The sequence below is a fragment of the Streptomyces yaizuensis genome (assembly GCF_034961445.1).
Classification (GTDB): domain Bacteria; phylum Actinomycetota; class Actinomycetes; order Streptomycetales; family Streptomycetaceae; genus Streptomyces; species Streptomyces yaizuensis.
Genome location: NZ_BSBI01000001.1, coordinates 1041279 through 1064443, shown reverse-complemented (window position 1 = coordinate 1064443; position 23165 = coordinate 1041279). Strand labels below are relative to the sequence as shown.

Below are 23165 nucleotides of genomic sequence, written 5' to 3'. Positions count from 1 at the left end.
GGTGGTTCGCCGAGCTCACGCAGAAGAAACTCAAGCGCGGCGTCCACCGCTCCGTCCAGGCCCTCGAACACGACATCCGCACCTGGCTCACCGACTGGAACGAACACCCCAGACCGTTCATCTGGACCAAGACCGCCGACGAGATCCTCGACAAAGTCGCCCACTACTGCCGACGAATCTCCGACTCAGGTCACTAGGGCCTGTCTGACGGATCTCGCTGGGCTCGGGTGGCCCGGCACCGCACTCCCCCTGGGCCTGGGGCCCGGGTGGGGGTGCCCCCGGCGGAGTCAGGGCGAGTACCCCCATCCTCCGCCTTGCGATCCGTCCCCCCGGGCCCTGGGGGCCTGGGGAGACCCCACGCACCAGACCCCGCTCCTTGATCCAGCCTGATCCACACGAAAGACCCCCAGTGACCTGAGTCGGAAGTTCTCCGGCAGATCGTCGGCTCCGGTTCACGCGCGGCATCCAACAGCGCTCGCGAACGCCGCCGGTGGCGGCCTCGCGTGGTCGCCGTCGGCGCATCGGGCATCGGGCATCGGGCATCGGGCATCCGGCATCGGGCATCCGGCATCCGGCATCCGGCATCCGGCAGGAACTACCTGGGGTTCTTTAACTCAGGTCACTGGGCGGTGGCCGGGTGCCGGCCCGTGGCCAGGTCCGCCCGGTGGTCCCCCGCCGCCCCGGGCCCGGGCCCCGGCACATCCAGGCGCAGCAGGTCGTCCCAGGTCTCGCGCCGTACCACCAGCCGGGCGTCGCCGTCCCGGACGAAGACCACGGCGGGCCGGGGCAGCTTGTTGTAGTTGGAGGCCATGGCGTAGCCGTACGCCCCGGTGACCGGTGTCGCCAGCAGGTCGGACACGCGCAGGTCGGCGGGGAGCGCCGCGTCGTCGATGATCACGTCGCCGCTCTCGCAGTGCTTGCCGACCACCCGGGCGCGCAGGGGGCGGGGCGCGTGGGGAGCGCGGGGCAGGAACGCCTCGTACCGGCCGGCGTACAGGGCGGGGCGGAGGTTGTCGCTCATCCCGCCGTCGACGCCGACATATGTCCGGATGCCCTTGATCCGTTTGATGGTGCCCACCCGGTACAGGGTCAGTCCCGCCCGCGCGGTGACCGACCGGCCGGGCTCGACGGTGATCTCGCCCCGCCAGCCCGCGTCCCGGGCGGCGGCCCGTACCCGGGTCGCCCAGTCGGCGAAGGACGGGACGGTCTGCCCGGCCTCGTAGGCCACTCCGAGCCCGCCGCCGACGGTGAGCCCGTCGACCCCGGCCCCGACCGCGAACCGGGCGACGGCGGCGGCGCCGTCCGCGAGCCGCGTCGCGTCGAGGACCTGCGAGCCCACGTGGGCGTGGACGCCCGCGAGGACCATCGCGGCCGATTTCCGGGCCCGGCGCACGGCTGCCGCGGCGTCCCCGGTGGCCAGTCCGAACCCGAACTTGGAGTCGGTGCCCCCGGTACGGATCGCCTCGTGGTCCCCGGCCGCCACGCCGGGCGCCACCCGCAGCACCACCGGTACCGGGGCGATCCCCGCCGTCGCGTGGAGGCGTTCGATCCGGTCCATCTCGTCGAAGCTGTCGACCACGATGTGCCGCACCCCGGCCGCGGCCGCCGCGAGAAGCTCGCCGTCGTCCTTGTTGTTGCCGTGGACCACGATCCGGTCGCCGGGCACGCCCGCGTGCAGGGCGACCCGCAGCTCACCGCCCGAGGCGACGTCCAGCAGCAGGCCCTCCTCGTGGGCGAGCCGGGCCATGGCGGTGCACAGGAACGCCTTGGAGGCGTACGCGACGTTCCCCGGCCCGAAGGCGGTGATGGCCTCCCGGCACCGCTGCCGCAGGTGTTCCTCGTCGTACACGAACAGTGGTGTCCCGAACCTGCGCCCCAGCTCGGCGAGCGGAACACCGCCGACGGACAGGCCCGACGGGCCGTCCTCGGCGGTGAGGGGAAGCAGGTCCGGGGAGATGGCGGTGGTCATGGTTCCTCCCCGTGGCCGGACTCACAGCCATCCTCCGTCCTCGGCCAAGGAGACCAAAGCGGATTCTTCCGGGGGTCAGCATCGAGAATTCCGATGCTGACCGGCTCCCCCTCCCCCGTGGCCCGGGCGGCCTGTCGGGGCGTGCGCCGGGCGGTCAGGCCGCGGGATCGGGGGCCGTACCGCGCGTGGTGCTCTCGGCCTCCTCCAGCCAGCGGGTGTACCAGCGGTGGAAGGTGAGGGGGTGCCCCTCGCGGTCGAGGAGGGGTTCGAGGTCGGCGTCGTCGGCCCGCGGGTCGGACCAGACGGTGCCGCGGTGGGGGCCGCTGACGACCAGCCACTCGCGCAGCGCGCAGCCGAGGTCGCAGATCACGACGGCCCCGGCGGTGCGCGCGGGGTCGAGGAAGACGTCGGCCCACCGCTCCTCCCACGCCTCGTACGCGGTCTCGAAGTCCTCGACGCCGGCGAAGTCGTCCTCGTCGGGGCACTGGGCGCGCAGGGCGTCGACGGCGTCCGCGGCGGGGTGCGCCCCGGGGAACGGCCGCGCCAGCAGGGAGAGATCGGTCAGGTCCGCGCTGTCGCCGTCCCAGCTCCAGCGGCCTTCCGTGTGCCGTACGGGGAAGAGGCCGTAGGCGGGTCCCGCCCCGCCCGCGCCGACCCGGGTGAGGAAGGTCCGGTACTCCTCGGGGAGCACCACCCCGAGCTGCTCCTCCAACCCGGTGACCTCGTCCTTCGACAGTGGGTCCGCCAGGGTCCAGCCGTGCCCGGCGGCCCCGAAGACCTTTCCGGCCGGCTCCAGGGCGCCCAGCGCCGCGACGCGTTCCCGTATCCCTGCCCACAACTGATCGCTCATGCGCGGAGCCTACGGTCGCCCACTGACAGTTCCCCGCCGTCCCCCGCGGTGGGGGACGATGGAACCATGGAGGAGGACGTGAGCGGAATCGTTCTGAGCAAGCAGGACCTTCGTGAGGTCACCGCGTTCGCGGCGGTGTGCGCGGAGGCGGTGCTCACGCTCTTCGAGGCCGACCGGCCGGACGACTCGCGGCCCCGGGATGCGATCGGTGCCGCGTGGGAGTTCGCCCGGGGCGGCGAGCGGGGAAAGGCCCTGCGCGACATGGCCTGGGCGGCGCTCCGGGCGGCCAAGGACGCAAAGAGCCCGGCCGCGTGCGAGGCGGCGCGGGCGGCGATGGCCTCGGCGGGCGCCGCGTATCTGCATCCCTTGGCCAAAGCCACGCAGGTCAAGCACATTCTCGGCGCGGGCGCCCATGCGGCCAGGGCGGCCGAACTCGCCGCCGGCGACGATCGGAGTGTGGGAGCCGGACACGTCGAGCGCATGGCGCAGCGTGCGACACCTGTGGTCGTCGATGTCCTCGAACGGTTTCCGGTGGCACCGGCCGGCGGCGGACGGGTCGGCGAGTTGATCCGTGTGCTGGACGCCCGCCTTCGCCGGTGAGTCTCTTCCGACTCGCGCGGGTCGGCGCACGGGGTCTCGAACGCGGCCCCGCGCGCCAACCCGTGCGCCGTTCTGTCCGACGCCGTGTCCGATGTCCTGTCCGGTGTCCTGTCCGTGCGGGACGGCAGCAGTCGCGTCGGTGAGGTGAGTGCCGCCCGGAGTCCGGATACCGTGCAGCCCCTGACGGGCGGGCGGTGTCACCTCCGCGCCGTCCCGCCAGGAGCTTCCGCGCGGCTGTCGGTTACGCGTCCGGCCGCCAGTCGAACGGGAAGTGCTTGCTGGACCCGCCGCGGTACTCGCGGGAGAAGTCGAAGCCTTCGGCGCGGTCCGCGCTCACCACACCCCACGTCGCCACCTGGCCGGGCCCCACCTCCGCCCCGGGGGCGTTGATCAGCTGCACCCGGCGTCCGGGGTCGGACGTGGGCCCGGTCAGCGCGGTGGCCCCCACGCTCACCTTGTCGGACACGGTCGCGCGCCAGTACGCGAGGTCAGCCGCCGCGTCGAAGCGGATCGGGGCGTACTGCACCTCGCGCACTTCGCTGATCAGTGAACCGAACTTGCCCGGCCATCCGCCGACGTTACCCCGGAAGATCTCCTCCAGGGCGTCCCGCTGCTCCTGCGTCCCCTTCGCGTCGATGTAGAACATCGCCTTCATCGTGGCGTCGGGGTCGTCCACCCACATGTTCCCGGCGAACTCGCCGAGCGCCACGACGCCCAGGCCGTCCAGGCGCACGTCTGCGAAGTGCCCTTCATGGATCTGCCATACGAGCGTGAACAGGCAGGCGCCGTCCGTCGGCGCCTGCGCGAAGGTGCAAGGACAGGGCATCGAGCAGCTGCACACGTCGAACCACTCGCCCTTGAGGTGCCAGTTCGTCTCACTCATCGCCGTTCCCTTCTCGCAAATACCCCGGCGGGGTATGCATCTGACGGGAGGTTAACCCGGCGGCCGCGACCGCGTCAAATACCCATAGGGGGTATACGGAAGGGCTGCGGCGGTACGTTGGGCCGATGACCGAATCCCTGCCGCCCGGCGGCGTCGTACTCGACCCGGACGAACTGGACGCCCGGTGGGCGGACTCGTGGCGGCCGGAGGACGTGGCGGAGCGGTTAGACGGGGTCGGCGCGCCGTGGTGCGTCGCGGCGGGGTGGGCGCTCGATCTGTTCCGCGGCGCCCCGTCGCGGCCGCACGGCGATCTGGAGATCGCGGTGCCCGCAGCGGGGTTCCCGGAGATCCGGGACCGCTTCCCCGCGTACGTGTTCGACGCGGTGGGCTCGGGGCGGGTCTGGGCGGGGGCGGGAGCCGGGGAACTGGCGGCCACGCACCAGACCTGGCTGCGGGATCCGGCGAGCGGCCGGTTCCTGCTCGATGTCTTCCGCGAGCCGCACGAGGGCGGGACGTGGATCTGCCGGCGGGACGCGGGGCTGCGGCTTCCGTACGACAGGATCATCGAGCGGACGGCGGACGGGATCCCCTACCTGGCGCCCGAACTGGTCCTGCTGTTCAAGGCGAAGGCGACACGGCCCAAGGACCGGGCCGACTTCGACGGCGTGCTGCCGCTGCTGGGCCGGGCCCGGCGGGACGCCCTGAGCGGGTGGCTGGAGCGCGTGCACCCCGGGCATCCGTGGCTGGCGGAACTGGCGGGGCGGTGACGCGGGCCGCGCCCGGGCCCGGGCTGACCGGCGGGCGGACCGTCCGGGGCGTCACGCCTGCGGGGCGACGATCACCACGGCGTCCGGGCCGGCCCGGTGGCGGGCCTCGTCCGGGTCCGCCACCAGATGGACCCGGACGAGGTTGCCGAGGTCCCGGGAGAGTTCCCGCGCCAGCGTGTCGAGCCGGGTGGGCCAGTCACCGGGGGCGTGCTCCGGTGCCACGGCCACGATCTCCAGGAGATCGGCGGGGTGGGCCGCCGTACCCTCGGCGACCTTCCCGAAGAGCGCGAGCCGCGCGGGGGCCGGGTCGAGGGACTCGGCGACCCGGCGCCGGACCTCGTCCACGAGGTGACCGCGCAGATCGGTGAGCCGGGTCAGCGCGTCCCACACGAGGTGTCCCTCGACCACGCGCACCTCCTCGCCGCGCCGGCGCGGCATCAGCATGCCCAGCAGCCCGAGCCGGAAGAGCACGGTCTCCAGCTGGGTGGCGGCCACCGAGGCTTCGCGGGCGAGCCGTTCGACACCGAGGGCGTCGCCGCCCGCCGTCTCCCGGTGGGCGGCGAGAGCCGTCACCGTACGGCCGGAGGCTCCGGGGAAGAGGGCGGTGAGAGGGGTGCCGAAGTTCACGGTGGTCCTTGCGCGTGGTGGGTGCGGGCCCCCTCCCGGGGGACCCGGCAGGGAGGATCGGGGAGCTGCCCCCGATCCTCGAACCTCAGGTGCACCTGAGGTCAAGCCGGGCCCTGCCGGGTTCGCACGGCGCGTCAGGCGCCGGTGCCGGCCGTGCCGGTCAGCAGCCGGGAGGTGATGTCCGCGAGGCGCTTGCCCTGGTAGCGGGCGGCGTCGAGGACGTTGGCGCCGGGCAGCTCGCCGGCGCCCGAGGCGTGGGCGGTGCCGTAGGGGTTGCCGTTGGCGGCGTACACGGTCTGGTCGGTGTAGCCGGGCGGGACGATCAGCGAGCCCCAGTGGTACAGCGTGTTGTACAGGGCCAGCAGGGTCGACTCGTTGCCGCCGTGGAGGTTGGAGGCGCTGACGAACGCGGTGCTGGGCTTGTCGGCGAAGACGCCGCGCTGCCAGAGGCCGCCGGTGCCGTCGATGAACTGCTTGAGCTGGGAGGCGACGTTGCCGAAGCGGGTCGGCGTGCCGAACGCGTAGGCGTCGGCCCATTCGAGGTCGTCGTGGGTGGCGATCTCGACGCCCCGGGTGGCGTCGACGTGGGCACGCCAGGCCGCGTTGGAGTCGATGGCCGCGTCCGGGGCCAGCTCGGCCACCCGGCGGAGCCGCACCTCGGCTCCGGCCTGCCGCGCGCCTTCCGCGACAGCCTCGGCGAGGTGGTGCACGCTCCCGGTCGACGAGTAGTAGACGACGGCGATCCTGGGGGTGACAGGGGTGGTCATGACGGCCCTTTCGGCAGCGGCGACAGAAGCGGATAGCTATCCGCTTCCAGGAAGGTATGTGATTCAACGAACCCTTGGCAAGCCCTAACCGGATAGCTATCCGCTAGACTCGGGGGCAGAGAGACGGGGTACGGGAGCCACGGCGGCCACCCCGCGCAAGACGTCCGGCCGGCAGGGCGGGACAGAACGGAGTTCGCGCGTGCACTCCCCCGACTCCCGGCCCGTCGACCTCCCCCTCGTCCCCTTCCCCGCCGCGCCCGCCCCGGCGCCCCCCGGCCCGCGCGCGGACGCCGCGCACAACCGGCGCAAGATCCTCGACGCCGCCGCCCGGCTCGTGGCCGACCAGGGCCCCGACGCCCTCACCATGAACGCGGTCGCCCGCGCGGCCGGGACCGGGGTGGGCACGGTCTACCGGCGCTTCGGCGATGTCTCCCAGCTCTTCTCGGCCCTCCTGGACGAGCGGGAGCAGCAGTTCCAGGAGGCGTTCATGGCCGGACCGCCGCCCCTCGGCCCCGGCGCACCGCCGGGAGAGCGGCTGCGTGCCTTTCTGTACGCGCTGGCGGACCGCGTCATCGATCAGCGCGCGCTCCTCCTCGCCGGGGAGAACGCCTCCCCCATCGGCCGCTACCACCACGACTCCTATCTGGCCAGGCACACCCATCTGACCCTGCTGGTGCGGGGGGTGCGTCCGGCGGCCGACGCCCCGCTCCTCGCGCATCTGCTGCTCGCGCCCTTCGCGCCCAGCCTCATCACCCACCTCACGCGCGAGCGCGGGCAGAGTGCGGAGCAGATCAAGAAGTGCGTCGACGACCTGGTCGCCGGGGTGCTGCCGGACTGATCCGGCCACCGTGCGCAGGGCTGCCGGGGCGTCGGCCGGGTGCCGTACGGAGCGGTGCGCCCGGCGCGATCCGGCCGGACGGGCGAGCGGTGCGTCCGGCGCGATCCGGTCGGACGGGCGAGCGGTGCGTCCGGCGCGATCCGGTCGAACGGGCAAGGGGGCGTCAGTCGTTGACGGTCCTGCCCAGCCAGGCGCCGGCGGCGCGCATGCCGAGGGTGCCGGCCCCGAAGGTGTACGCCCCGGACGGGGTGATCCCGGCGGCGGTGGAGCGCAGGACCCACACCGATCCGTTGCCCGCGTTCTCGTACACGGCGGACGCGATCAGTCCCGCCCTGCCGTCGCCGTCGGTGTCGGTCAGGTCGGTCGCCGAGCCGAAGCCGTCGCCGCGCTCGGCCGTGCCGGGCACGCCCCGGGTGTCCTGTCCGACGGACATCGCGCCCGCTCCGGTCGGCCCGTTCCGGGTGCCGCGCAGGACGACCACCGAACCGGCGTCCTTGACGGGGCCGATGTCCTCCCCGGGGACGCCGACCGAGACATCCGGGTACCGGTCGCCGTCGGTGTCGCCGACCGACAGGCCCCGGCCGAAGGCGTCGCCCCACTCGGCCGTCCCGGGGACACCTGGGCTGTCCTGGTCGAGGGAGCGGGTCCGCGCGAGAACGGGTCCCCGCGCGGAGCCGGGGACGAAGGTGACCATGCCGCCCTTGGCCGTCGGGATGGTGGGGGCGCCCTCGTTGCCGTCGAGGGAGCGGCCGATGACGAGGTCGCCGTAGCCGTCCCGGTCGATGTCGCCGATCTCGACGTTGTCGCCGCCCTGCCGTTCGGTGCCGACGGCGGTCATGGGGCCGGGCCCCTGGGCGGTGCCCAGCAGGAGGCCCGTCGTCCCGGCCGCGTCCACGTCGCCGTTGCCGTACCAGGTCGCCGCGATGTCCGTGCGGCCGTCGCCGTCGACGTCCCCCGCGGCCAGGTCCCGGATCTCCGTGTCGGGTACGCCGGGGACCGTGGCGGCCGAGGTCGCGGCCCCGGTGCGGGTGAACGGCCCGGAGAGCACCCGCACTTCGTCCGCCTCGACGCTCGCGACGTCCTGGTCGCCGTCGCCGTCGAAGTCGCCGGCGACGACCTGGTCGCCCAGTTCCCCGCCCTCGGTGGTGCCGTCGCGGAGCACGGCGGAGCCCGCGAGTCCCTGCGGGCTCCCCCAGACGACGTAGAGGGCACCCGCGTCCCGGGTCTGGCGGATGTCCTCGCGGGCGGCCCCGACCAGCAGGTCGGTGTAGCCGTCGCTGTCGAGATCGGCGCTGGTCACGGAGGTGCCGAACCAGTCGTACGGCTCGGCGGCCCCGGCGATCCCGTCGATGTCCTGGTGGAGGATCTGCCGGTGTCCGGTCAGCGGCCCGGACCGGGAGCCGTAGAGCACGGCGACGTATCCGGCCCGGTAACTGCCGCCGGCCCAGGCCCGGGGCGCGGTGACGGCGACATCGCGCAGACCGTCACCGTCGAAGTCCTCCGGCTGCGCCGCCGGCCGGGCCGTGCTCCCCTGCCGTGTCCCGTCCCCGGGCGCGGCGGCGGCGACCGGCGCGGTCAGGGTGCCGGCCACCGCGATCGCGGCCGCCAGCGCCAGGGTGTGCCGGGCTCCGGGGCGCCGTGCGCGGACCGGTCCGTGTGCGGTTGCTCCGTGTGGCTTCATGGTCTGGCTCTCCCAGGGGTCTGTGGGTACGTGGGATTCGGTCACCGGGCGGGGGCTACTGGCCGAAACTGACGCCGAAGTCGTCCTGCGCGTCGGGGTGGAGGCCGAGAGTGCCCTGTCCGAAAGTGATGGCGCCCTTGGTATCCACCCCGGCGGCGGACGAGGTCCGTGCAGCCGTCCCGGTCGAGGTCGCCGGTGGTGGTGACGGAGCCGAAGGCGTCACCGGACTCCGGTGTGCCCGGCACGCCGGGGCTGTCCTGGTGGACGATGTGCCGGCGGGCGTGGAGGGGGCCGGTGCGGGAGCCGTGGAGCACGGCCGTGCAGCCCGGCGTCAGGGCCTCCTCGGTGGTCGCCGTGGTCGCCGTGGTCGCCGTGCCGGCTCCGGCCGCCGAAACGACGAGGTCCCCGTAGCCGTCGCCGTCGACGTCCGCCGGGGGTGCCGTCGCCTCCCGCTGCGGCGCGGCGGCCGCGGTGGTGGCGGGCGGGACCTCCCCAGGAGCGGAGTGCGCGGCGGCCGGGACGGTCAGGGCACCGGCGACCGCGAGGACGGCGGCGGAACCCAGGACGTGGCGCGCTCCACGTGCGTTCATGGTCGTTCCTCCTGTGAGGGGAGCGGCTCGGGGAGGGAGCGGCGGCAGGGACAGCGGCGCTCTCCCCGCACCGGGAGCGGCGCCGGTCAGCGGTCGTTGAAGGAGCCGCCCAGGCCCCCTCGGGCGCCCCAGGTGCCCAGGGACCCGGCCCCGAAGGCGAGGGATCCCTTCGCGGTGGCCCCGGCGGCACTGCCCCGGAAGACCCACACCGCCCCGGCCGCCCGGTTCTCCAGCGGGGCACCGGCGATCAGCTCGCCCTTCCCGTCGCCGTCGAGATCGGTGACGGTGGTGGTGCCGGCGAACCTGTCGCGGTGTTCGGCGGCGCCGGGGACCCCGGCGGTGTCCTGGCTGAACACCCGCGAACCCCGGCCCGTCGGGCCGTCCTTGGTGCCGGGCAGCAGGACGACGGAACCGGCCTCCTCGATGTTGTCGAAGCTCTCTCCGGGGACGCCCGCCGCGATGTCGCCGTAGCCGTCGCCGTTCACGTCGCCGACCGAGACGCCCGTGCCGAACTCGTCGCGGCTCCACCCGCCGCCGTATCCCTCGGCGATACCCGGCACCCCGGGGCTGTCCTGGTTGAAGGCCCGCGCCCGGGCGGGCAGCGGCCCCTTCGCGGAGCCGGGGATCCAGGTGATCATGCCGCCCTTGGCGGTGGGAATGTACACGTCCTCGTCGTCGCCGTCCTGGGTGCGGCCGATGACGATGTCCGCGTAGCCGTCCCGGTTCACGTCGCCGATATCGGCGTTGTCGCCGCTGAACCGCGCCGCGCCGAAGCTCTGCCACGGGCCGAGCCCCGTGGGGGTGCCCATCCGGAAGAGGGTGCCGTAGCCAGAGAGCTGTCCATAGCTCTCGGTGGTCCGGACGAGATCGGTCCTGCCGTCGCGGTTCAGGTCACCGGCCGCGAGGTCCAGGAAGCTGAACCGGTGGAACTCGTGCGGGTTGCCCTCCAGGGTCGTGCCGCCGTGCGAACCGTCGCGGCGGAACGGTCCGGAGATCTGCCGCAGCCCGTCGCGCCGCTCCACGGCGACCAGGTCCTGCTTCCCGTCGCCGTCGAAGTCACCGGCGGCGAGCGACGTGCCCACAAGGAGGTCCGGCGCGCCGCCCTCATGGACGGTGGTGGCGCCCGAAAGGCCCTTCCGTCCGCCCCAGACCACGACGACGCTTCCGGCGTCCCGGACGGCGTCGGCGCCTTCGCCGATGTCCTCGCCCGGGGCCGACACGGCGAGGTCGGTGTAGCCGTCCCGGTCGAAGTCGCCCGTCACGGGCCCGCCGCCGAAGCGGTCGCCGTCCTCGGCCCGGTCGGGTACGCCCGCCGAGTCCTGATGGATGATCTGCTTCCGTGCCAGGGGGCCGCCCGTGCGGGATCCGTACAGGACGGCGACGTATCCGGCCCCGGCCCGGCCGTTCACCGTCGCGTTGGCCGCGGAGACCACCACGTCGCGCAGGCCGTCCCCGTCGAAGTCCGACGGCTTCGCCACCGGCCGGGCCCGTGCGTCGGTCAAAGCGGCGACCGCCGGCGGTGAGGTCAGCGCGCCGGCCCCGGCGGCGATCGCGGCGGCCAGTGCCGTGGCCCGTACGGTCTCGCGTGCCTTCATCGTGGTCCTCCCCAGTGAACTGCTCGTCGGCCGGGCCGGTTTGACGCCGGTTCGACGTTCCGGCATGCGCCTGCATGACCTCCCTGGCCGCCGAAGGGTTGCACCGGATCGCCCATCACCGCGATTTCCGGCCGCCGGGGCGGTGAGGGGTGGCGGAGAGTGGGGATCACGGCCGCATTAGGGTGCCGCCATGAGCACACCGCACCTGGTCGAGATCACCCCCGCCAACCTGGACGACGCCCTCGCCGTACGGATCCGCCCGGACCAGGAACACCTGGTCGAGCCGGTGGTGCGGTCCCTGGCGGAGGCGTACGTCCACCCGGGCACGGCCTGGCCGCGCCTGATCCGGCACGAGGGCCGGACGGTCGGCTTCCTGATGGCCTTCCTCGATATCGACTGGGGCGGCGACGGGAGCGGTGACCTCCGCTCCGGGCTGTGGCGTCTCAATATCGCGGCGGACGAACAGGGCCGGGGGTACGGGAGGTTCGCGGTCGAGGCGGTCGCGGCCGAGATCCGGCGGCGCGGGGGGACGCGTCTGGTGGTCACCTGGCATCCGGGGGCGGACGGCCCGGAGGGCTTCTATCTGGGGCTCGGATTCCGGCCGACCGGGGAGACCAGCGGTGGGCAGACCGTCGGGGCGCTGGAGCTGGTCTGAGACCCGGTACGGGGCCGGGTGCCACATGCCGCCGGGGGCGGGGCGGCCCTGTCCGCGGCCGCGTCACCGGGCGGGCCGAAACCGCGGGTCCGTGCCCGTCGAGCGGGCAGACCCGGCGGAGGTGTGCCGGAGGCCGGCGCCGGGGCCCCGGGGCCGCGCGCACCGGGAACTCCCCACCATCGGCGCCGTCCACGGCCCGGTCCGGAGGGCCGCAGTGTCCGGGCCGTGGACGGGGCCCGGCACGACACGGCCGGCGGGAGGCCGGGGGCGTGCCGCCGCCGGATTGAGCGGGTCGCGCGGTGGGCAGTCGTAGGCCGGGACACCGCCTGGCCGGATGCGCTCCGTCAGCCGGCCGGCGGTCCGTACCGGCCGTACCCGGTGCGCCGTTGACACCGTTGACACAGGGAAGCGCCGCGACCGGATCCGCTCCCGGCGCTTCCCTCCGTCGCCGTCTCCGTCTCCACCGAAAGGGCCCGCCGTGCCGGTCCGTATCGCACTCGACCCCCATCAGGACGCACAGGAGCTGGCCCGTGCCCTGCGCGCGCACGGAACCGTCGTGCCCGCCGTGTGGCCGGGAGGCGTGCCCTGCTGGGCCGTCGTCGGCCACACCGAACTCGAAACCGTGCTGACCCAGCCCGGTTTCTCCCGCTCCCCCGCGCACTGGCGAGCGCTGCGCAACGGCGAGATTCCCCCGGACTGGCCGATGATCGACCATCTGAGCCGGCAGTGGATGCTGACGTCCGACGGCGCCGACCACACCCGGCTGCGGCGGGTCGCCTCCGGAGCCTTCACCGCCCGCCGGGTGGCCGCGCTGCGCCCCGCCGTCCAGCGGACCGCCGACACCCTGCTGGACGCGCTGGAACCGTTGCGGGACCCCGTCGATCTGCGGACCGGGTACGCGCTGCCGCTCGCCCTCGATGTTCTGTGCTCCCTGCTCGGCGTCCCCGGGGAGGAGCGGCCGGAGGCGACCTCCCTCGTCCTGCGGGCGCTGTCGCGGGCCGCGCTGACGCCCGGGGAGTCGGCGCGGCTGAGCGGTGAGATCCATGCCCTCCTCGACCGCCTGCTGGACGGCGCCGCGGACGGGGTCACGGGCGCGCGAGGCGGCGCCGCGGAGCCCGACGCCACCACCGGCACCGACGCCTCCCTGGTGGCCGACCTCGAACGGGCCACCCGCACCGGCGGCCTGACCCGCCGGGAAGCACGGGACACGCTCTGGCTCCTCCTCGGAGCGGGCTTCGACACCACCGTCGGCGCCCTGGTCAACACCGTGCGCGCGCTCTTCGACCACCCGGAGCAGCTGCGGCGGGTCCTGGCCGCGGACATCTCCTGGGACGACGTCGTCGAAGAGGCGCTGCGGTACGACTCCAGCGTCTTCTCGCTGCCCTTCGCCTTCTCCCGGGAGGACGTCGTGCTCGGCGGCCGGCAGGTGCGGCAGGGCGACGCGCTGCTGCTCTGCTACACCGCCGCCAACCGCGATCCGCGGCGGCGCCCGGACGCCGACCGGTTCCGTGTGCCCGACGGCCGAGAACCCCATCTCGCCTTCGGGCACGGCCCGCATTTCTGCCTCGGCGCCCCGCTCGCCCGGCTGCAACTGCGCACCGCCCTCGAAGCGCTGTTCCTGCGCTTCCCCGGGCTGCGTCCGGCCGGTCCGCCGGGGCCGCCGGCCACCTCACTGATCATCAACAGTGTCGGCGGTCTGCTGGTCACCGCCGGTCCGCAGCGGCCGGGGGTACGGGTCCCGTCGGCCGCGGAGGGCGGGGCGGAGCGGCGGGGCACCGGGTGACGGGCAGCTCCTGGAAACCTCCGGCGTGCGTCATCCGTACGCGCAGCTCCTCCAGCGGTGCGGCCGGGGCGCCGGAGGAAGCGGCCGAGCAGCGCGCTGAGGACGGTACGCGGCCCGACCCGGGCGAGGCCGCGACCGTCGAGGGGGCCATGAGGGCGGCCGTGCCACCGGATCCGGCGTGCCGTCGCGGGGCGGGCAGGCGGGCGCCCTAGCGTGCGGCCCATGAAGACCCTCCGTACCGGCGTGCGGGCCGCCGCCGTCCTCGTCGCCGCGCTGACCTGCGCCGCCCCCGCTCCCAGCGCCACGGCGGAGGACGGCTGGCTGCCGACCGGGGAGGGCATCACCCACGGGCTGAGCGGGCTGGCGGTCGCCGGCGCCACCGGGGACGAGGCGGATGTCCTGGCGGTCCACGACAACAAGCGGACCGGGGAGGCGCGGGTCTCCCGGATCCGCTTCGCGCCGGGCGGGCCCGCGCGGGCCGAGGAGCGGCAGTGGGTCGGCGAACGGCTGCCGGTGGACCTGGAGGCGCTGGCCGAGGTGCCGGGGCGGCCCGGCGAGTTCGTCGCGTTCGAGAGTTCGGGCCGGGGCTTCCACATCCGGCTGGAGGGCGCCTCGGTGCGGGCGCTGCGGGAGTTCACCGTCCCCGGTGTCGCCGACGGCGCCCACGCCGAGAACTACGAGGGGTTCGCGCTGGTGCGCCGGGCGGGGGCGCTGGCGGCCCTGTGGGCGCACCGGGGGCGTGACCAGGAGCCCGCCGTCGTGCATCTGGCCCGGCTGGACTGGGCCACCCTCTCCTTCGGGCCCCGGACGTCCCACACCGTACGGGTGCCGTATCCCGGGGCGGACGTCCGGCACATCAGCGATCTGGAGGTGTCACCGGCCGGGGAGGTGCTCACCTCGGCCGCGTCCGACCCCGGTGACGACGGGCCGTTCGACAGCGCCGTGTACGCCGTGGGGCGTGTCACGGGCGGTCTGTTCCTGGGGCCCGGGTTCGCGCCGTATCCGGGGCCGGTGCTGCTGGAGGTGTTCACCGGTCACAAGATCGAGGCGCTGGCGTGCCGGGGTGGCGTCCCGGACACGGTCCTCGGGAGCGATGACGAGAACCAGGGCGGCTCGGTGCGGCCGGCGGCGTTCTGCGCGAACGGCCGCTGACGCCGGGCCGGGGATCCGGCGCCGCTGTCGCCGGTCGCCACCGTCACGGGCGGCACAGGCCGGGACTCCGTGGTCCGGCCACCGCGGAAGTGGCACGCCGTCGGCCCGACGGCAGCCGGCGGTACGGGGTGGACGGCCCTCCTCCGGTGCCGACCGGCCCCTGGGTGCGCGGGCGGCGACCCTGTTGGGCGACTCCCGGGCGCTTCGCGGCCGACTCCCGGGCGGACGGGTCCCGGGGCTTCCACCGCGGCGGGGCGGGGCCCTAGCGTCGTACACCGGGCGGAGCACGGCGGCGAACGGGGCGACGGGGGCGGGATGAGCGGCGACGGGGGTACGGAGAGCGGCGGAGTGCGGGGGGTGCGCGCCTGGGCGGGGGATGCCGCGGCGCGGGCCGACGAGCTGCTGCCCGGGAGCGCGGCGGGGCGGCCCACGATCGAACAGGTCGAGGCGGCGCTCCGCGAACTCCTGGAGGTGGCACGGTTCCTGGGGGACGGGGAGGCGGACGAGCCGCTGCGGGCCGCGCTGGCGTACCGGCGTGGTGCGCTGCTGGCGCTGCGGGGCATCGGGCCCGCCGCCGTGGACGGTGATCTGGCGGAGGCGGAGGGGCTGTTGCGCGCCGCGCGGCCCGTGCTGCGGGGCCGTCCGGGGACCGACGCGGCGCGGGCCGCCCTGTACCAGTTCCTGGCGATGCGGGACCGGCCGGGTGCCGACGGCCGGCCCGTGGATTCGGCCACGCTCCTGGACTGGCAGCTGGCACGCGGCGCGGAGCACTTCACGGAGCGGGCCGGGGAACTGGTGGACCTGCTGGTCGAGAGCGCGCCGGCCCTGACGGAACTGCCGGACATGATCGGCGGGGAGGAGCGGGAGCAGCTGCTCCGGTACGCCGATCTGCTGCGGACGGTGCGGGCGGGCGGGCCGGAGGCCGATGCCGCGCTGCCGGACGTGTTCCGGGAGCTGCCGGAGGGGCATCCGCTGCGCGAGGGGCTGCCGCCCTTCCTCGCGGCGCTTCTGGCGGAGGCCTCCGGTGACGGGGGCGCCACGGACGCTCCGGCGGCGACCGGTTCGGGTGGGGCCACGGATTGCGGTGCGGCCGAGGGCCCCGGAGTCCCGTCCCCGGAGGAGCAGGAGGCGATGCTCGCCTCCGTGCTGAACCTGTTCGCGGGCTTCGCGCCGGACATGGTGGACTCCCCCGAGGCCCGGCGGCTGCGGGCGGTGGTGGACGACCGGTTGCGCAGCGGCACGGAGCCCGGATCGGCCCAGATGGCGTTCGCGGCGCACGCCTCGGCGCTGTCCCGGCTGACGACCGCGATGTCCGAGCGGGATCCGGCCGCCCTCGACGACGCCCTGGGCATCCTGCGCGGCACCATCGACACGCTTCCCCCGGACGATCCGATGGTGGCGCTGCTCCGCCATCAGCAGTCGATGCTGCTCCGGATGGCGGCACGGCTCGGAGGCAGCGAGGACGACCAGGCGGCCGCCGAGCAGTTGTCCGGGGACATCCTCCCGATCGGTAGGGCGGAAGCGGACGCCCCGGTCCGGCTGATGTCGCTGCATGCCGCCGTGCAGCGGGCCGCCGGGGCGGCGGACGCGGACGCGCTGGCGGATCTCGTCCACGAGCTGGAAGCCCTGTCGACGGAGTGCGCGGAACAGCCCTGGTTGGGTCCGGGGGTGCGGATGGTGCTCGGCGAGGCGCTGATGGAGCAGGGGCGGATATCCGGCGACCCGGAACGCACGCTCGCCGGTGTGGGGCGGATGGAGGAGGAACTGTCCGCCGCCCTGCCCTTCGACGCCCTGCTGCCCTGGCAGGAGGGTGCCCGGATCGGGCTGAGCGCCCTGCGGGCCCGGTTGACGGACGACCCGGAGATCCTGCGGCGGACACTGCGGGACGCCGATGCCGCGCCGACCGCATCGCAGGACAGCGGCAGCGCCACGGCCGCCGACGGTGGCGCGCAGCCGGACCCCGACGTGTCGCCGTCGCCGCCGCCGTCGTCGTCGTCGCCGGAGGACGCACCGGCCGTGGCACCGCACCGGGCTGCCGAGCGCCACTGGGCCGCCGGGACGGGCCATGTCTTCCTCTACGGTCAGACCGGCGACCCCGGCGACCTCGACCGCGCGATCGAGGAGCTGGAACGGGCCCGCGCGACGCCGACGGACGGCGAGCGGTCCGGCCCCGGGGACCCCGACGCGCTCTGGCGGCTCGCGAGCGCCTACCAGTCCCGCTGGGCCCTCGCCTCCGATCTGCACGCGGCGACCGGCGCGGCCCGGGAGTCCCTGCGCGCCGTCGCGGCGAACGTCCTGCTCCAAAGCGGAGCCGAACACGGGCTGCGGGTCGCCCGGGAAGGCACCCAACGGGCCACGGAGGCGGCCGGCTGGGCGGCCTCGAACGGCTGGGTCGAGCAGGCCGTCGACATCCTGGAGTTCGGCCGGGCCATGGTGCTGCACGCCGCGTCGGTCTCCACCGACGTCCCCGGACTCCTCACCGCACGGGGGCGCCCCGACCTCGCCGACGCCTGGCGGGCCCGCGCCGTGCCGAAGAACGGCCCCGGGACCCTGTCGGGGCTGCCGAGCACCCTGCGCCGGCAGGCCCTGGAGACGCTGGGGTTCCGGAGCGCGGACGCGAACCCGTTCCCCGTACCCACCGTCGACGAACTGCGGGCCGGCATCGCGGCCGCCGACGCGGACGCCCTGGTCCATCTGATCCCCTCGCACCGGGGACAGCCGGGCTACGCCCTCGTCCTCGGACCCGATGTCAAGCCGGGGGTGATGATCCTGCCGCACCTCGCGCACAGCCGACCGCTGGAACGCTATCTCGACGCCGCGGCGGCCCGGGGCCCGGCGGCGGACGACGACGGGGCGCGGATCGACCCCGACGACGCGGAACGCACCTGGGAGGACGCGCTCGAAAAGCTCTGCGACTGGGCCTGGGAAGCCGCGATGGGGCCGCTGGTCCGGGGATTCGCGGAACAGCTCGGGGCCAACCCGCACCGCCGCACCGGACGGCCCGGCGGGCTCCGGCTGGTCCTGGTGGCCTGCGGCCGGCTCGGGGTGGTGCCCTGGCACGCGGCCCGGTTCTCACCTGAGCCCGGCACCACGCGCCACTTCTGTTCGATGGCGACCGTCAGCTACGCCGCGTCCGGCGCCCAGTTCCTGCGGTCCCTGGCACGCGCCGAACTGCCCGTGGATTCGGCACCCGTACTGATCGCCGACCCCACCATGGACCTGGTCGGGGCCACGGACGAGGTCATCGGGCTGTACAAGTCGTACTACCCGGGGGCACGGCTGTACGGGGAGTACGACGACGCCCCCGTACCCGTGGCGGGCGCGGGCACCCCGGCGGAGGTGCTGGCCCTGTTCGCGCCACCGCCGGACGGAGCCGGGAAGCCGCTGTCCCTGCTGCACGTGGCCTCGCACGCCTCCGCCGGGACCGAGCCCACCGTGTCCGCGCTCGAACTCGCGCCCCCGGACGGCACGGAGCCGCCCCCCGACGGCGCCGCCGCGGACCGGGGTCTGCTGACCGTCAGCGCGGTGCTGGACGGAGCCGCCGGCACGGGGGCCGCCGAAGACACCGCCGACGGGCCCCAGGCCGGGCCCCTGGTGGTGCTGAGCGCCTGTGAGACCGACCTCAGCCGACGCGACCACGACGAGGCACTCACCCTCGCCACCGCGTTCGTCGCCCGGGGCGCCCGGGACGTGGTGGGCTCGCGCTGGACCGTCCCCGACAACGCGTCGGCCGTACTGATGGCCGTCTTCCACCATCTGGTGGCCGTCGACGGGCTGTCCCCGCCGGACGCCCTGTGCCGGGCCCAGCTGTGGATGCTGAACCCGGCCCGCAGACCGCCGCCCTCGTTCCGGGGCGAGCTGCTGCGGGAGATGACACGGCCGGGCCTCGAACGGATCGCGGCCTGGGCCGGCTTCACCCACCAGGGACACCCCGGGAACCACGGGCCCCGGTCCCGGGCACCCGGGGCGGTGCCCTCGGCGGGGGCGGGGTGACGAAGCGGTGCGTGTCGGGGTGGTCCCGCAGTCACGTTTGTGCGGGTTGCCGCGGGGCGGGTGGGTGCGCGGGTTCTCCCGCACCGTGCGGGTCCGTTGTCGGGGACCAGTCCCCGAGCCCCTGCGCCTCAATCGCCGGCGGGGCTGAATTTGTGCGGGTTATCGTCGGGGGCCTGCCCCCGAGGCCCCCGCGCCTCAAACGCCGGCGAGGCTGAATTTGCTCGGGTTGCCGGTGCCCCAGGGGTGGCGGTGCGGCTGTTTCCGGTCGGTCGCCCTGGGGTGGGGTGCGGGTCCGTCCTCAAACGCCGGACGGGCTGAATTGCTCGGGTTGTCGTCGGGGGCCAGCCCCCGAGGCCCCCGCGCCTCAAACGCCGGCGAGGCTGGACTTTGCTCGGGTCGGCCCGGGACCGGGTGTGGTGCGGGTTGGCGGGGCCTCCGGGCTCACCTCCTCGGGGTCGGCGAGCGTACTCACCAGGTCCCGTTCGGGTCGGCCTCCGCCGATCCCCTGCGGGGGCGACCCTGCACCCCCACCCACGGACCACGCGAAGGTGGCCGGTACCCCAGGCGGGGGAAAAGGGGTGCGGGCTCGCGTTTCGTCCCGGGTCGTCCCGGGTGGGCTTCGGACGAAGGTCGTCGTCGGAGCGGGGGGTGTCGTGGCTGGGCCGGGGCGGTGGGCCTGGCCCGTGTTCTTTCCCCCGTTCGGGCCGATGACCCTGTGTGCGGTGAGCTGGTGGGTGTTCCTGGGGTGTGTGGGTGGGGGGTGCAGGGTCGCCCCCGCAGGGGATCGGCGGGAAGTCCGGCTTGCGCTGGACGGATGACCCGTAGTCCGCCGACCCCGAGGAGGTGAGCCCGGAGGCCACCGCCAACCCGCCACCGGACAACCACCCGCACCCCACACCCAGGGGCACCGGCAACCCGAGCAAATTCAGCCTCGCCGGCGATTGAGGCGCAGGGGCTCGGGGACTGGTCCCCGACGACAACCCGCACAAAACCAGCCCCTGGGAGTCCCCCCGGACGAAGTCTGGGGGAGATTGAGGACGGACCCCCACCCCGCCCCGGGGCGACCGACACAACCGGCCCGCACCGCATCCGCACCGCCGCCCGCCAGGGCCCCGCACCCCACCCGGGGTGACCGAAACAACCGACCCGCACCCCACACCGCCCAGTCACCACGGCGCCACCGCCCTCAACACCGTCACCACCAGTGCGTTGGTCGTGATCTTGTAGCGGATGATGACGAAGCGTCCGATGGTCGCGTCGCGGAGGTCCTTGTCCCGGCCGACCTGCGCGGACCCGTGTCCGTAGGGGTCATTGCCCACACTGCGCGCGATCTGGTGCTCGACCTGGGTGCGTACTCCGGGGTTGAGGGAGGCGAGTCCGGTCTCGGCGCGGTGGCTGTAGGTGATGCGGTAGCGGCTCACGGCTGGTAGGAAGTCCCGTCCTCGTTCCTGACGCCGCTCCAGTCGCCGGCCTCGATCCGCGCGGCCAGTTCGGCGTCCTCCTGCTGGGCCTCGTCGGGGAGCGCGAACCGCATGACGGCGACCAGCCGGACCTGTTCCAGCGGGGTGGAGGCGATCACCCGGTCGAACTCCTCCCGTCTCGCTTCGGGCAGGGCGGAGCGGATCTCGCCCAGTGTGTTCGGCAGCTCCACCCTCCGGCCCTGCACCACCGTGGTGAGCACGACGACCTCCCCGTCCATCGAGCGATTCACCAGCGTGGCACAGCCCTGGGAGGCCCGGCAGGGCGCACTTTCGCCGGTCCGGTGCGCGCCTCGCGCGCCCGGGAGCCGGCCGTGCCGGTGTGCGGGGGGTGTCAGCGCACGGGGACCCTGCGGGGTGGCTGATGCGACCGGGCCCGTTCGGTGGGGCGGGTGGGGGCGGGGAGCAGGTTTCTGAGGGTCTGGGAGGGTTCCAGTCCCAGTTCGTCGGAGAGAATGCACCGGCATTGTTCATATTGCCGGAGCGCGGCGCCTCTGTTTCCCGCCGCGAGATGCGCTTTCACCAGGACCCGGTGCGCGCTTTCCCGCAGGGGTTCCGCGCGGACGGCGGCGAGTCCGGCGGCGACGGCCTCTCCGTGCCGGCGGACCGCCGTCAGTCTTTCCGCCATCGCCTCCAGGGCGTACAGCCGGAGTTGGTGGTATTGCTCCCGTTCCATCAGCACCCACTCGCTCTCCGGCCATTCCGGCAGCAGGTCGGCGGAGAGGTCGACCCGGGTCTCGGTGGTGAGGATGTCGTCGCAGGGGCGGGAGATGTCGAGGAGCCGGTGCGCGCGGGCCACGGCTTCGTGCAGGTCGACGGTGATGTGCCGGGAGACCGCCAGTTCCTGGGTGGAGGTGTCGATGACGGGGTGTCCGGTCCGGGTGGCACGCCACAGGGAGGACCGGAGGTTGGCGTGGGCACGGGAGCTGGTGACGTCCGGCCAGAGTGTCCCGGCGACGAAGGCGCGGGTGCGCGGCATGCCCTGGAGCGCCAGAAAGGCGATCAGCCGCTGCGCGCTGGAGCACATCGGAACCCGTATGTGATCGACCGACAGAGCAAAGCCCTTGAGCAGTCTCAGCGTCATGACATGAGCCGGTCTGTTCATATGATTTCCCCCGGGCGATGTCGGCTCCAGCGATCTCTTTTGCGGCTTCCGGGACACTGGGTACCCATTTTACGGACAACCCATAGATCGTGTGGTGAAGTGTTCGCATAAAGGGCGTTTCCGAGACATCACCGGACCGTCGCGGAAACGTCACCCGCCCGCGCCCAGCACGTCCCTGAGCCAGGCGCGCACCGCCGTGAGCACGTCCTCCGCCTCACACGCCGCGGACGCGGGCCCGTCGCGTCCGTCGACCGAACGGATGATGCGTGCCCGGAAGCCATCGGGTCTGTCCTGTTCCACCCACACCCGCACGATCAGGATGCCGCCGCGTTCCGAGGGGGTCTCCATAAGCGGTCAAGGATGCCGTACGGCTGTCACCCGGGCGTTGTCGTCGCGTGTCCGCCGGCGTCGCCCCACAGGAGGGGGACGGGGCGGTGACGCCGGGGTGACGCGCGGGTCGCGGCGGGGCCACGCGTACCTCCCCATGCTGAGCCGGCACGTCCTCACCAGCACGACGGGGGTGGATCCGCATGGGCGACTTCGGCGTCATCGCCGATGTCTCGAACATCATCGTGGAGACTCTGACCGAGTCCCTGAGCACGCTCAGTCAGGTGGAGCCGCCGGTCGCGGAGTTGAACGACCTCTCCGGGACGGTGCAGACCCCGCCGCCCAAGCTGACGGTGTTCCTGTACGAGATCGCCGAGGATCCGTCCGCCCGCAACCGCCCCCCGGTCCGTTCGCAGCCGCCGGCGGCGCCGACCACGCGCAAGCCGCCGATGGCGCTGCTGCTGCGCTATCTCGTCACCCCCTGGGGCGGTGACCCGCCCACCCAGCACCGGATGCTGGGCCGCGCGCTCCAGACCTTCTACGACGACGCGATCCTGGACGGCACCCGGCTGTCGGGGGGCCTGTCGGGGAGCACCGAGGCGCTCCATGTCACGCTCACGCCGCTGACCCTCGACCAGAAGTCCTGGGTCTGGTACGCGATCCAGAAGCCCTACCGGCTGTCGCTGAACTACGAGGTCCGGGTGGTCGACCTGGACTCGGCGGCGGTCACGGAGGTCCGGCCGGTGCGCAGCCGCGTGGTGGACGGGCGGCCGTCGTGAGCCGGTTCCTGCCGCTGGAGCGGCCCGCGCTGTACAGCCCGGCCTGGTTCGTGCCGTACGACGAGCACGCGCGCCGGGTGCGCACGGCGGGGGTGGGTGTCCGGCTGGAGCGGTTCGCCGACGGCGGCTGGCAGCCGCTGGACGAGCGGGCGGTACGGACGCCGAGCGCGGCGCTCGTCTATCCGGGGCTGGGCCGGCGGGCGGAGCCCCGGGGGGTGCCGCCGGAGCGGCATCGCGCCCGGTTCACGGCTCCGGGCTGTCTGCCGCTGTACCCGGCGGACGGGCAGCCCTTCCAGGCCTCGCTGGCCGGTGTGGAGTTCCTGGTGCACGCGTACGGCGACGACCGGCCGCCGGCTGTGGAGGCGGCGCCCCGGCTGGTGCGGCTGCTGCCGGCGGTGTCGTATCCGTACGGGCCGGGTGTCCGCACGGTCTCCGGCAGGGTGGTCGACCCGGTGGCGCGTGCGCCGGTGGGCAACGCGCTGGTGGAGGCCCGGGGGCGGACCGGGGATCTGGTCGCCTGGCACGAGCGTGCCCTGACCGACGCCCTGGGTGCCTTCCGGCTGTCCCTGCGCTGGGAGGGCGAGCGGAGCGCCGGCCCGGAGGGGGAGGTCTTCCGGCTGGTGGCCACCGAGCGGCCGGGCCGCACCGGGTCGCTGAGCGTGCGGCTGCCCGCGGACCCCGCGAACGGGCACGTCATCGAGATCCGTGAGAGTTGAGGAGCCAGCC

At 74.3% G+C, this 23165-nt stretch carries 21 protein-coding genes and 1 pseudogene; 10 read left to right on the top strand and 12 right to left on the bottom strand.

Features of this window, described 5'->3' with window-relative positions:
* Window positions 1–197 (top strand): annotated as a pseudogene (locus SYYSPA8_RS03955) (IS630 family transposase); the annotation flags it as partial.
* A gap of 422 nt (window positions 198–619) precedes the next feature.
* Here SYYSPA8_RS03955 and lysA read toward each other — a convergent pair.
* Both lysA and SYYSPA8_RS03945 read right to left on the bottom strand, forming a co-directional pair.
* Window positions 620–1969 carry a diaminopimelate decarboxylase gene (lysA, locus tag SYYSPA8_RS03950; RefSeq protein ID WP_323445482.1) on the bottom strand — a complete coding sequence of 450 codons (1350 nt, stop codon included), beginning with the start codon at window positions 1967–1969 and terminating at the stop codon, window positions 620–622.
* 154 nt (window positions 1970–2123) lie between these two features.
* Window positions 2124–2819 (bottom strand): SMI1/KNR4 family protein, encoded by a 696-nt coding sequence (locus SYYSPA8_RS03945; protein WP_323445481.1) that lies wholly within the window; start codon window positions 2817–2819, stop codon window positions 2124–2126.
* Window positions 2820–2885: 66 nt separating this feature from the next.
* Between SYYSPA8_RS03945 and SYYSPA8_RS03940 the strand changes: the two genes are divergently transcribed.
* The gene (locus SYYSPA8_RS03940; RefSeq protein ID WP_323445480.1) at window positions 2886–3419 is read left to right on the top strand and encodes a putative immunity protein; all 534 of its coding nucleotides are present in this window, start codon (window positions 2886–2888) and stop codon (window positions 3417–3419) included.
* Window positions 3420–3660: 241 nt separating this feature from the next.
* Here the strand turns inward: SYYSPA8_RS03940 and SYYSPA8_RS03935 are convergent, their stop codons facing one another.
* Window positions 3661–4302: a DUF1326 domain-containing protein gene (locus tag SYYSPA8_RS03935; RefSeq protein WP_323445479.1), complete on the bottom strand. Its 642-nt coding sequence runs from the start codon at window positions 4300–4302 to the stop codon at window positions 3661–3663.
* A gap of 125 nt (window positions 4303–4427) precedes the next feature.
* Between SYYSPA8_RS03935 and SYYSPA8_RS03930 the strand changes: the two genes are divergently transcribed.
* Complete coding sequence (locus tag SYYSPA8_RS03930; protein WP_323445478.1) at window positions 4428–5069, top strand: nucleotidyltransferase domain-containing protein; 642 nt, start codon at window positions 4428–4430, stop codon at window positions 5067–5069.
* Between the two features lie 51 nt (window positions 5070–5120).
* Here SYYSPA8_RS03930 and SYYSPA8_RS03925 read toward each other — a convergent pair whose 3' ends face one another.
* Both SYYSPA8_RS03925 and wrbA read right to left on the bottom strand, forming a co-directional pair.
* Window positions 5121–5696 carry a hypothetical protein gene (locus SYYSPA8_RS03925; RefSeq protein ID WP_323445477.1) on the bottom strand — a complete coding sequence of 192 codons (576 nt, stop codon included), beginning with the start codon at window positions 5694–5696 and terminating at the stop codon, window positions 5121–5123.
* 134 nt (window positions 5697–5830) lie between these two features.
* On the bottom strand, window positions 5831–6463 hold the full coding sequence (gene wrbA / locus SYYSPA8_RS03920; protein ID WP_323445476.1) for an NAD(P)H:quinone oxidoreductase: 633 nt from the start codon (window positions 6461–6463) through the stop codon (window positions 5831–5833).
* Window positions 6464–6662: 199 nt separating this feature from the next.
* Between wrbA and SYYSPA8_RS03915 the strand changes: the two genes are divergently transcribed.
* The gene (locus SYYSPA8_RS03915) at window positions 6663–7301 is read left to right on the top strand and encodes a TetR/AcrR family transcriptional regulator (RefSeq protein WP_323445475.1); all 639 of its coding nucleotides are present in this window, start codon (window positions 6663–6665) and stop codon (window positions 7299–7301) included.
* A 163-nt stretch (window positions 7302–7464) separates the two neighbouring features.
* On the opposite strand, the gene SYYSPA8_RS03910 is transcribed toward SYYSPA8_RS03915, so the two are convergent.
* The 3 genes from SYYSPA8_RS03910 to SYYSPA8_RS03900 all read right to left on the bottom strand — a co-directional run bounded on the left by SYYSPA8_RS03910 (window position 7465) and on the right by SYYSPA8_RS03900 (window position 11167).
* Complete coding sequence (locus SYYSPA8_RS03910) at window positions 7465–8982, bottom strand: FG-GAP-like repeat-containing protein (protein WP_323445474.1); 1518 nt, start codon at window positions 8980–8982, stop codon at window positions 7465–7467.
* Between the two features lie 41 nt (window positions 8983–9023).
* Window positions 9024–9572 carry a hypothetical protein gene (locus tag SYYSPA8_RS03905; RefSeq protein ID WP_323445473.1) on the bottom strand — a complete coding sequence of 183 codons (549 nt, stop codon included), beginning with the start codon at window positions 9570–9572 and terminating at the stop codon, window positions 9024–9026.
* A gap of 86 nt (window positions 9573–9658) precedes the next feature.
* Entirely contained in the window at window positions 9659–11167 is a 1509-nt protein-coding gene (locus SYYSPA8_RS03900) for a hypothetical protein (protein WP_323445472.1), read from the bottom strand.
* Between the two features lie 190 nt (window positions 11168–11357).
* Here SYYSPA8_RS03900 and SYYSPA8_RS03895 point away from each other — a divergent pair, with 190 nt between their 5' ends.
* The 4 genes from SYYSPA8_RS03895 to SYYSPA8_RS03880 all read left to right on the top strand — a co-directional run bounded on the left by SYYSPA8_RS03895 (window position 11358) and on the right by SYYSPA8_RS03880 (window position 18750).
* Window positions 11358–11822: a GNAT family N-acetyltransferase gene (locus SYYSPA8_RS03895; RefSeq protein ID WP_323445471.1), complete on the top strand. Its 465-nt coding sequence runs from the start codon at window positions 11358–11360 to the stop codon at window positions 11820–11822.
* A 478-nt stretch (window positions 11823–12300) separates the two neighbouring features.
* The gene (locus SYYSPA8_RS03890) at window positions 12301–13605 is read left to right on the top strand and encodes a cytochrome P450 (RefSeq protein WP_323445470.1); all 1305 of its coding nucleotides are present in this window, start codon (window positions 12301–12303) and stop codon (window positions 13603–13605) included.
* 222 nt (window positions 13606–13827) lie between these two features.
* On the top strand, window positions 13828–14757 hold the full coding sequence (locus tag SYYSPA8_RS03885; protein ID WP_323445469.1) for a hypothetical protein: 930 nt from the start codon (window positions 13828–13830) through the stop codon (window positions 14755–14757).
* Window positions 14758–15072: 315 nt separating this feature from the next.
* Window positions 15073–18750 carry a CHAT domain-containing protein gene (locus tag SYYSPA8_RS03880; protein ID WP_323445468.1) on the top strand — a complete coding sequence of 1226 codons (3678 nt, stop codon included), beginning with the start codon at window positions 15073–15075 and terminating at the stop codon, window positions 18748–18750.
* 1166 nt (window positions 18751–19916) lie between these two features.
* Here the strand turns inward: SYYSPA8_RS03880 and SYYSPA8_RS03875 are convergent.
* The 4 genes from SYYSPA8_RS03875 to SYYSPA8_RS03860 form a co-directional block, all read right to left on the bottom strand.
* Window positions 19917–20171 carry a hypothetical protein gene (locus tag SYYSPA8_RS03875; protein ID WP_323445467.1) on the bottom strand — a complete coding sequence of 85 codons (255 nt, stop codon included), beginning with the start codon at window positions 20169–20171 and terminating at the stop codon, window positions 19917–19919.
* Window positions 20168–20449, bottom strand: a complete 282-nt coding sequence (locus SYYSPA8_RS03870; protein WP_323445466.1) for a hypothetical protein — start codon at window positions 20447–20449, stop codon at window positions 20168–20170. Before SYYSPA8_RS03870 ends, SYYSPA8_RS03875 begins: the two co-directional genes overlap by 4 nt.
* Window positions 20450–20562: 113 nt before the next feature.
* A complete protein-coding gene (locus tag SYYSPA8_RS03865; RefSeq protein ID WP_323445465.1) occupies window positions 20563–21333 on the bottom strand; it encodes an AfsR/SARP family transcriptional regulator in 771 nt (256 codons plus the stop codon).
* A 150-nt stretch (window positions 21334–21483) separates the two neighbouring features.
* Window positions 21484–21681: a hypothetical protein gene (locus tag SYYSPA8_RS03860; protein ID WP_323445464.1), complete on the bottom strand. Its 198-nt coding sequence runs from the start codon at window positions 21679–21681 to the stop codon at window positions 21484–21486.
* 182 nt (window positions 21682–21863) lie between these two features.
* Here SYYSPA8_RS03860 and SYYSPA8_RS03855 point away from each other — a divergent pair, with 182 nt between their 5' ends.
* On the top strand, window positions 21864–22439 hold the full coding sequence (locus tag SYYSPA8_RS03855) for a DUF4255 domain-containing protein (RefSeq protein WP_323445463.1): 576 nt from the start codon (window positions 21864–21866) through the stop codon (window positions 22437–22439).
* A complete protein-coding gene (locus SYYSPA8_RS03850) occupies window positions 22436–23155 on the top strand; it encodes a carboxypeptidase-like regulatory domain-containing protein (protein WP_323445462.1) in 720 nt (239 codons plus the stop codon). Before SYYSPA8_RS03855 ends, SYYSPA8_RS03850 begins: the two co-directional genes overlap by 4 nt.
* The last annotated feature ends 10 nt before the right edge of the window (window positions 23156–23165 follow it).

Bases quoted from the DNA above. Each gene is read 5' to 3' on its own strand.
- lysA (WP_323445482.1), bottom strand. From the start codon at position 1,969: ATGACCACCGCCATCTCCCCGGACCTGCTTCCCCTCACCGCCGAGGAC.
- SYYSPA8_RS03945 (WP_323445481.1), bottom strand. From the start codon at position 2,819: ATGAGCGATCAGTTGTGGGCAGGGATACGGGAACGCGTCGCGGCGCTG.
- SYYSPA8_RS03940 (WP_323445480.1), top strand. From the start codon at position 2,886: ATGGAGGAGGACGTGAGCGGAATCGTTCTGAGCAAGCAGGACCTTCGT.
- SYYSPA8_RS03935 (WP_323445479.1), bottom strand. From the start codon at position 4,302: ATGAGTGAGACGAACTGGCACCTCAAGGGCGAGTGGTTCGACGTGTGC.
- SYYSPA8_RS03930 (WP_323445478.1), top strand. From the start codon at position 4,428: ATGACCGAATCCCTGCCGCCCGGCGGCGTCGTACTCGACCCGGACGAA.
- wrbA (WP_323445476.1), bottom strand. From the start codon at position 6,463: ATGACCACCCCTGTCACCCCCAGGATCGCCGTCGTCTACTACTCGTCG.
- SYYSPA8_RS03910 (WP_323445474.1), bottom strand. From the start codon at position 8,982: ATGAAGCCACACGGAGCAACCGCACACGGACCGGTCCGCGCACGGCGC.
- SYYSPA8_RS03905 (WP_323445473.1), bottom strand. From the start codon at position 9,572: ATGAACGCACGTGGAGCGCGCCACGTCCTGGGTTCCGCCGCCGTCCTC.
- SYYSPA8_RS03900 (WP_323445472.1), bottom strand. From the start codon at position 11,167: ATGAAGGCACGCGAGACCGTACGGGCCACGGCACTGGCCGCCGCGATC.
- SYYSPA8_RS03895 (WP_323445471.1), top strand. From the start codon at position 11,358: ATGAGCACACCGCACCTGGTCGAGATCACCCCCGCCAACCTGGACGAC.
- SYYSPA8_RS03885 (WP_323445469.1), top strand. From the start codon at position 13,828: ATGAAGACCCTCCGTACCGGCGTGCGGGCCGCCGCCGTCCTCGTCGCC.
- SYYSPA8_RS03880 (WP_323445468.1), top strand. From the start codon at position 15,073: ATGAGCGGCGACGGGGGTACGGAGAGCGGCGGAGTGCGGGGGGTGCGC.
- SYYSPA8_RS03870 (WP_323445466.1), bottom strand. From the start codon at position 20,449: ATGGACGGGGAGGTCGTCGTGCTCACCACGGTGGTGCAGGGCCGGAGG.
- SYYSPA8_RS03865 (WP_323445465.1), bottom strand. From the start codon at position 21,333: ATGAACAGACCGGCTCATGTCATGACGCTGAGACTGCTCAAGGGCTTT.
- SYYSPA8_RS03860 (WP_323445464.1), bottom strand. From the start codon at position 21,681: ATGGAGACCCCCTCGGAACGCGGCGGCATCCTGATCGTGCGGGTGTGG.
- SYYSPA8_RS03855 (WP_323445463.1), top strand. From the start codon at position 21,864: ATGGGCGACTTCGGCGTCATCGCCGATGTCTCGAACATCATCGTGGAG.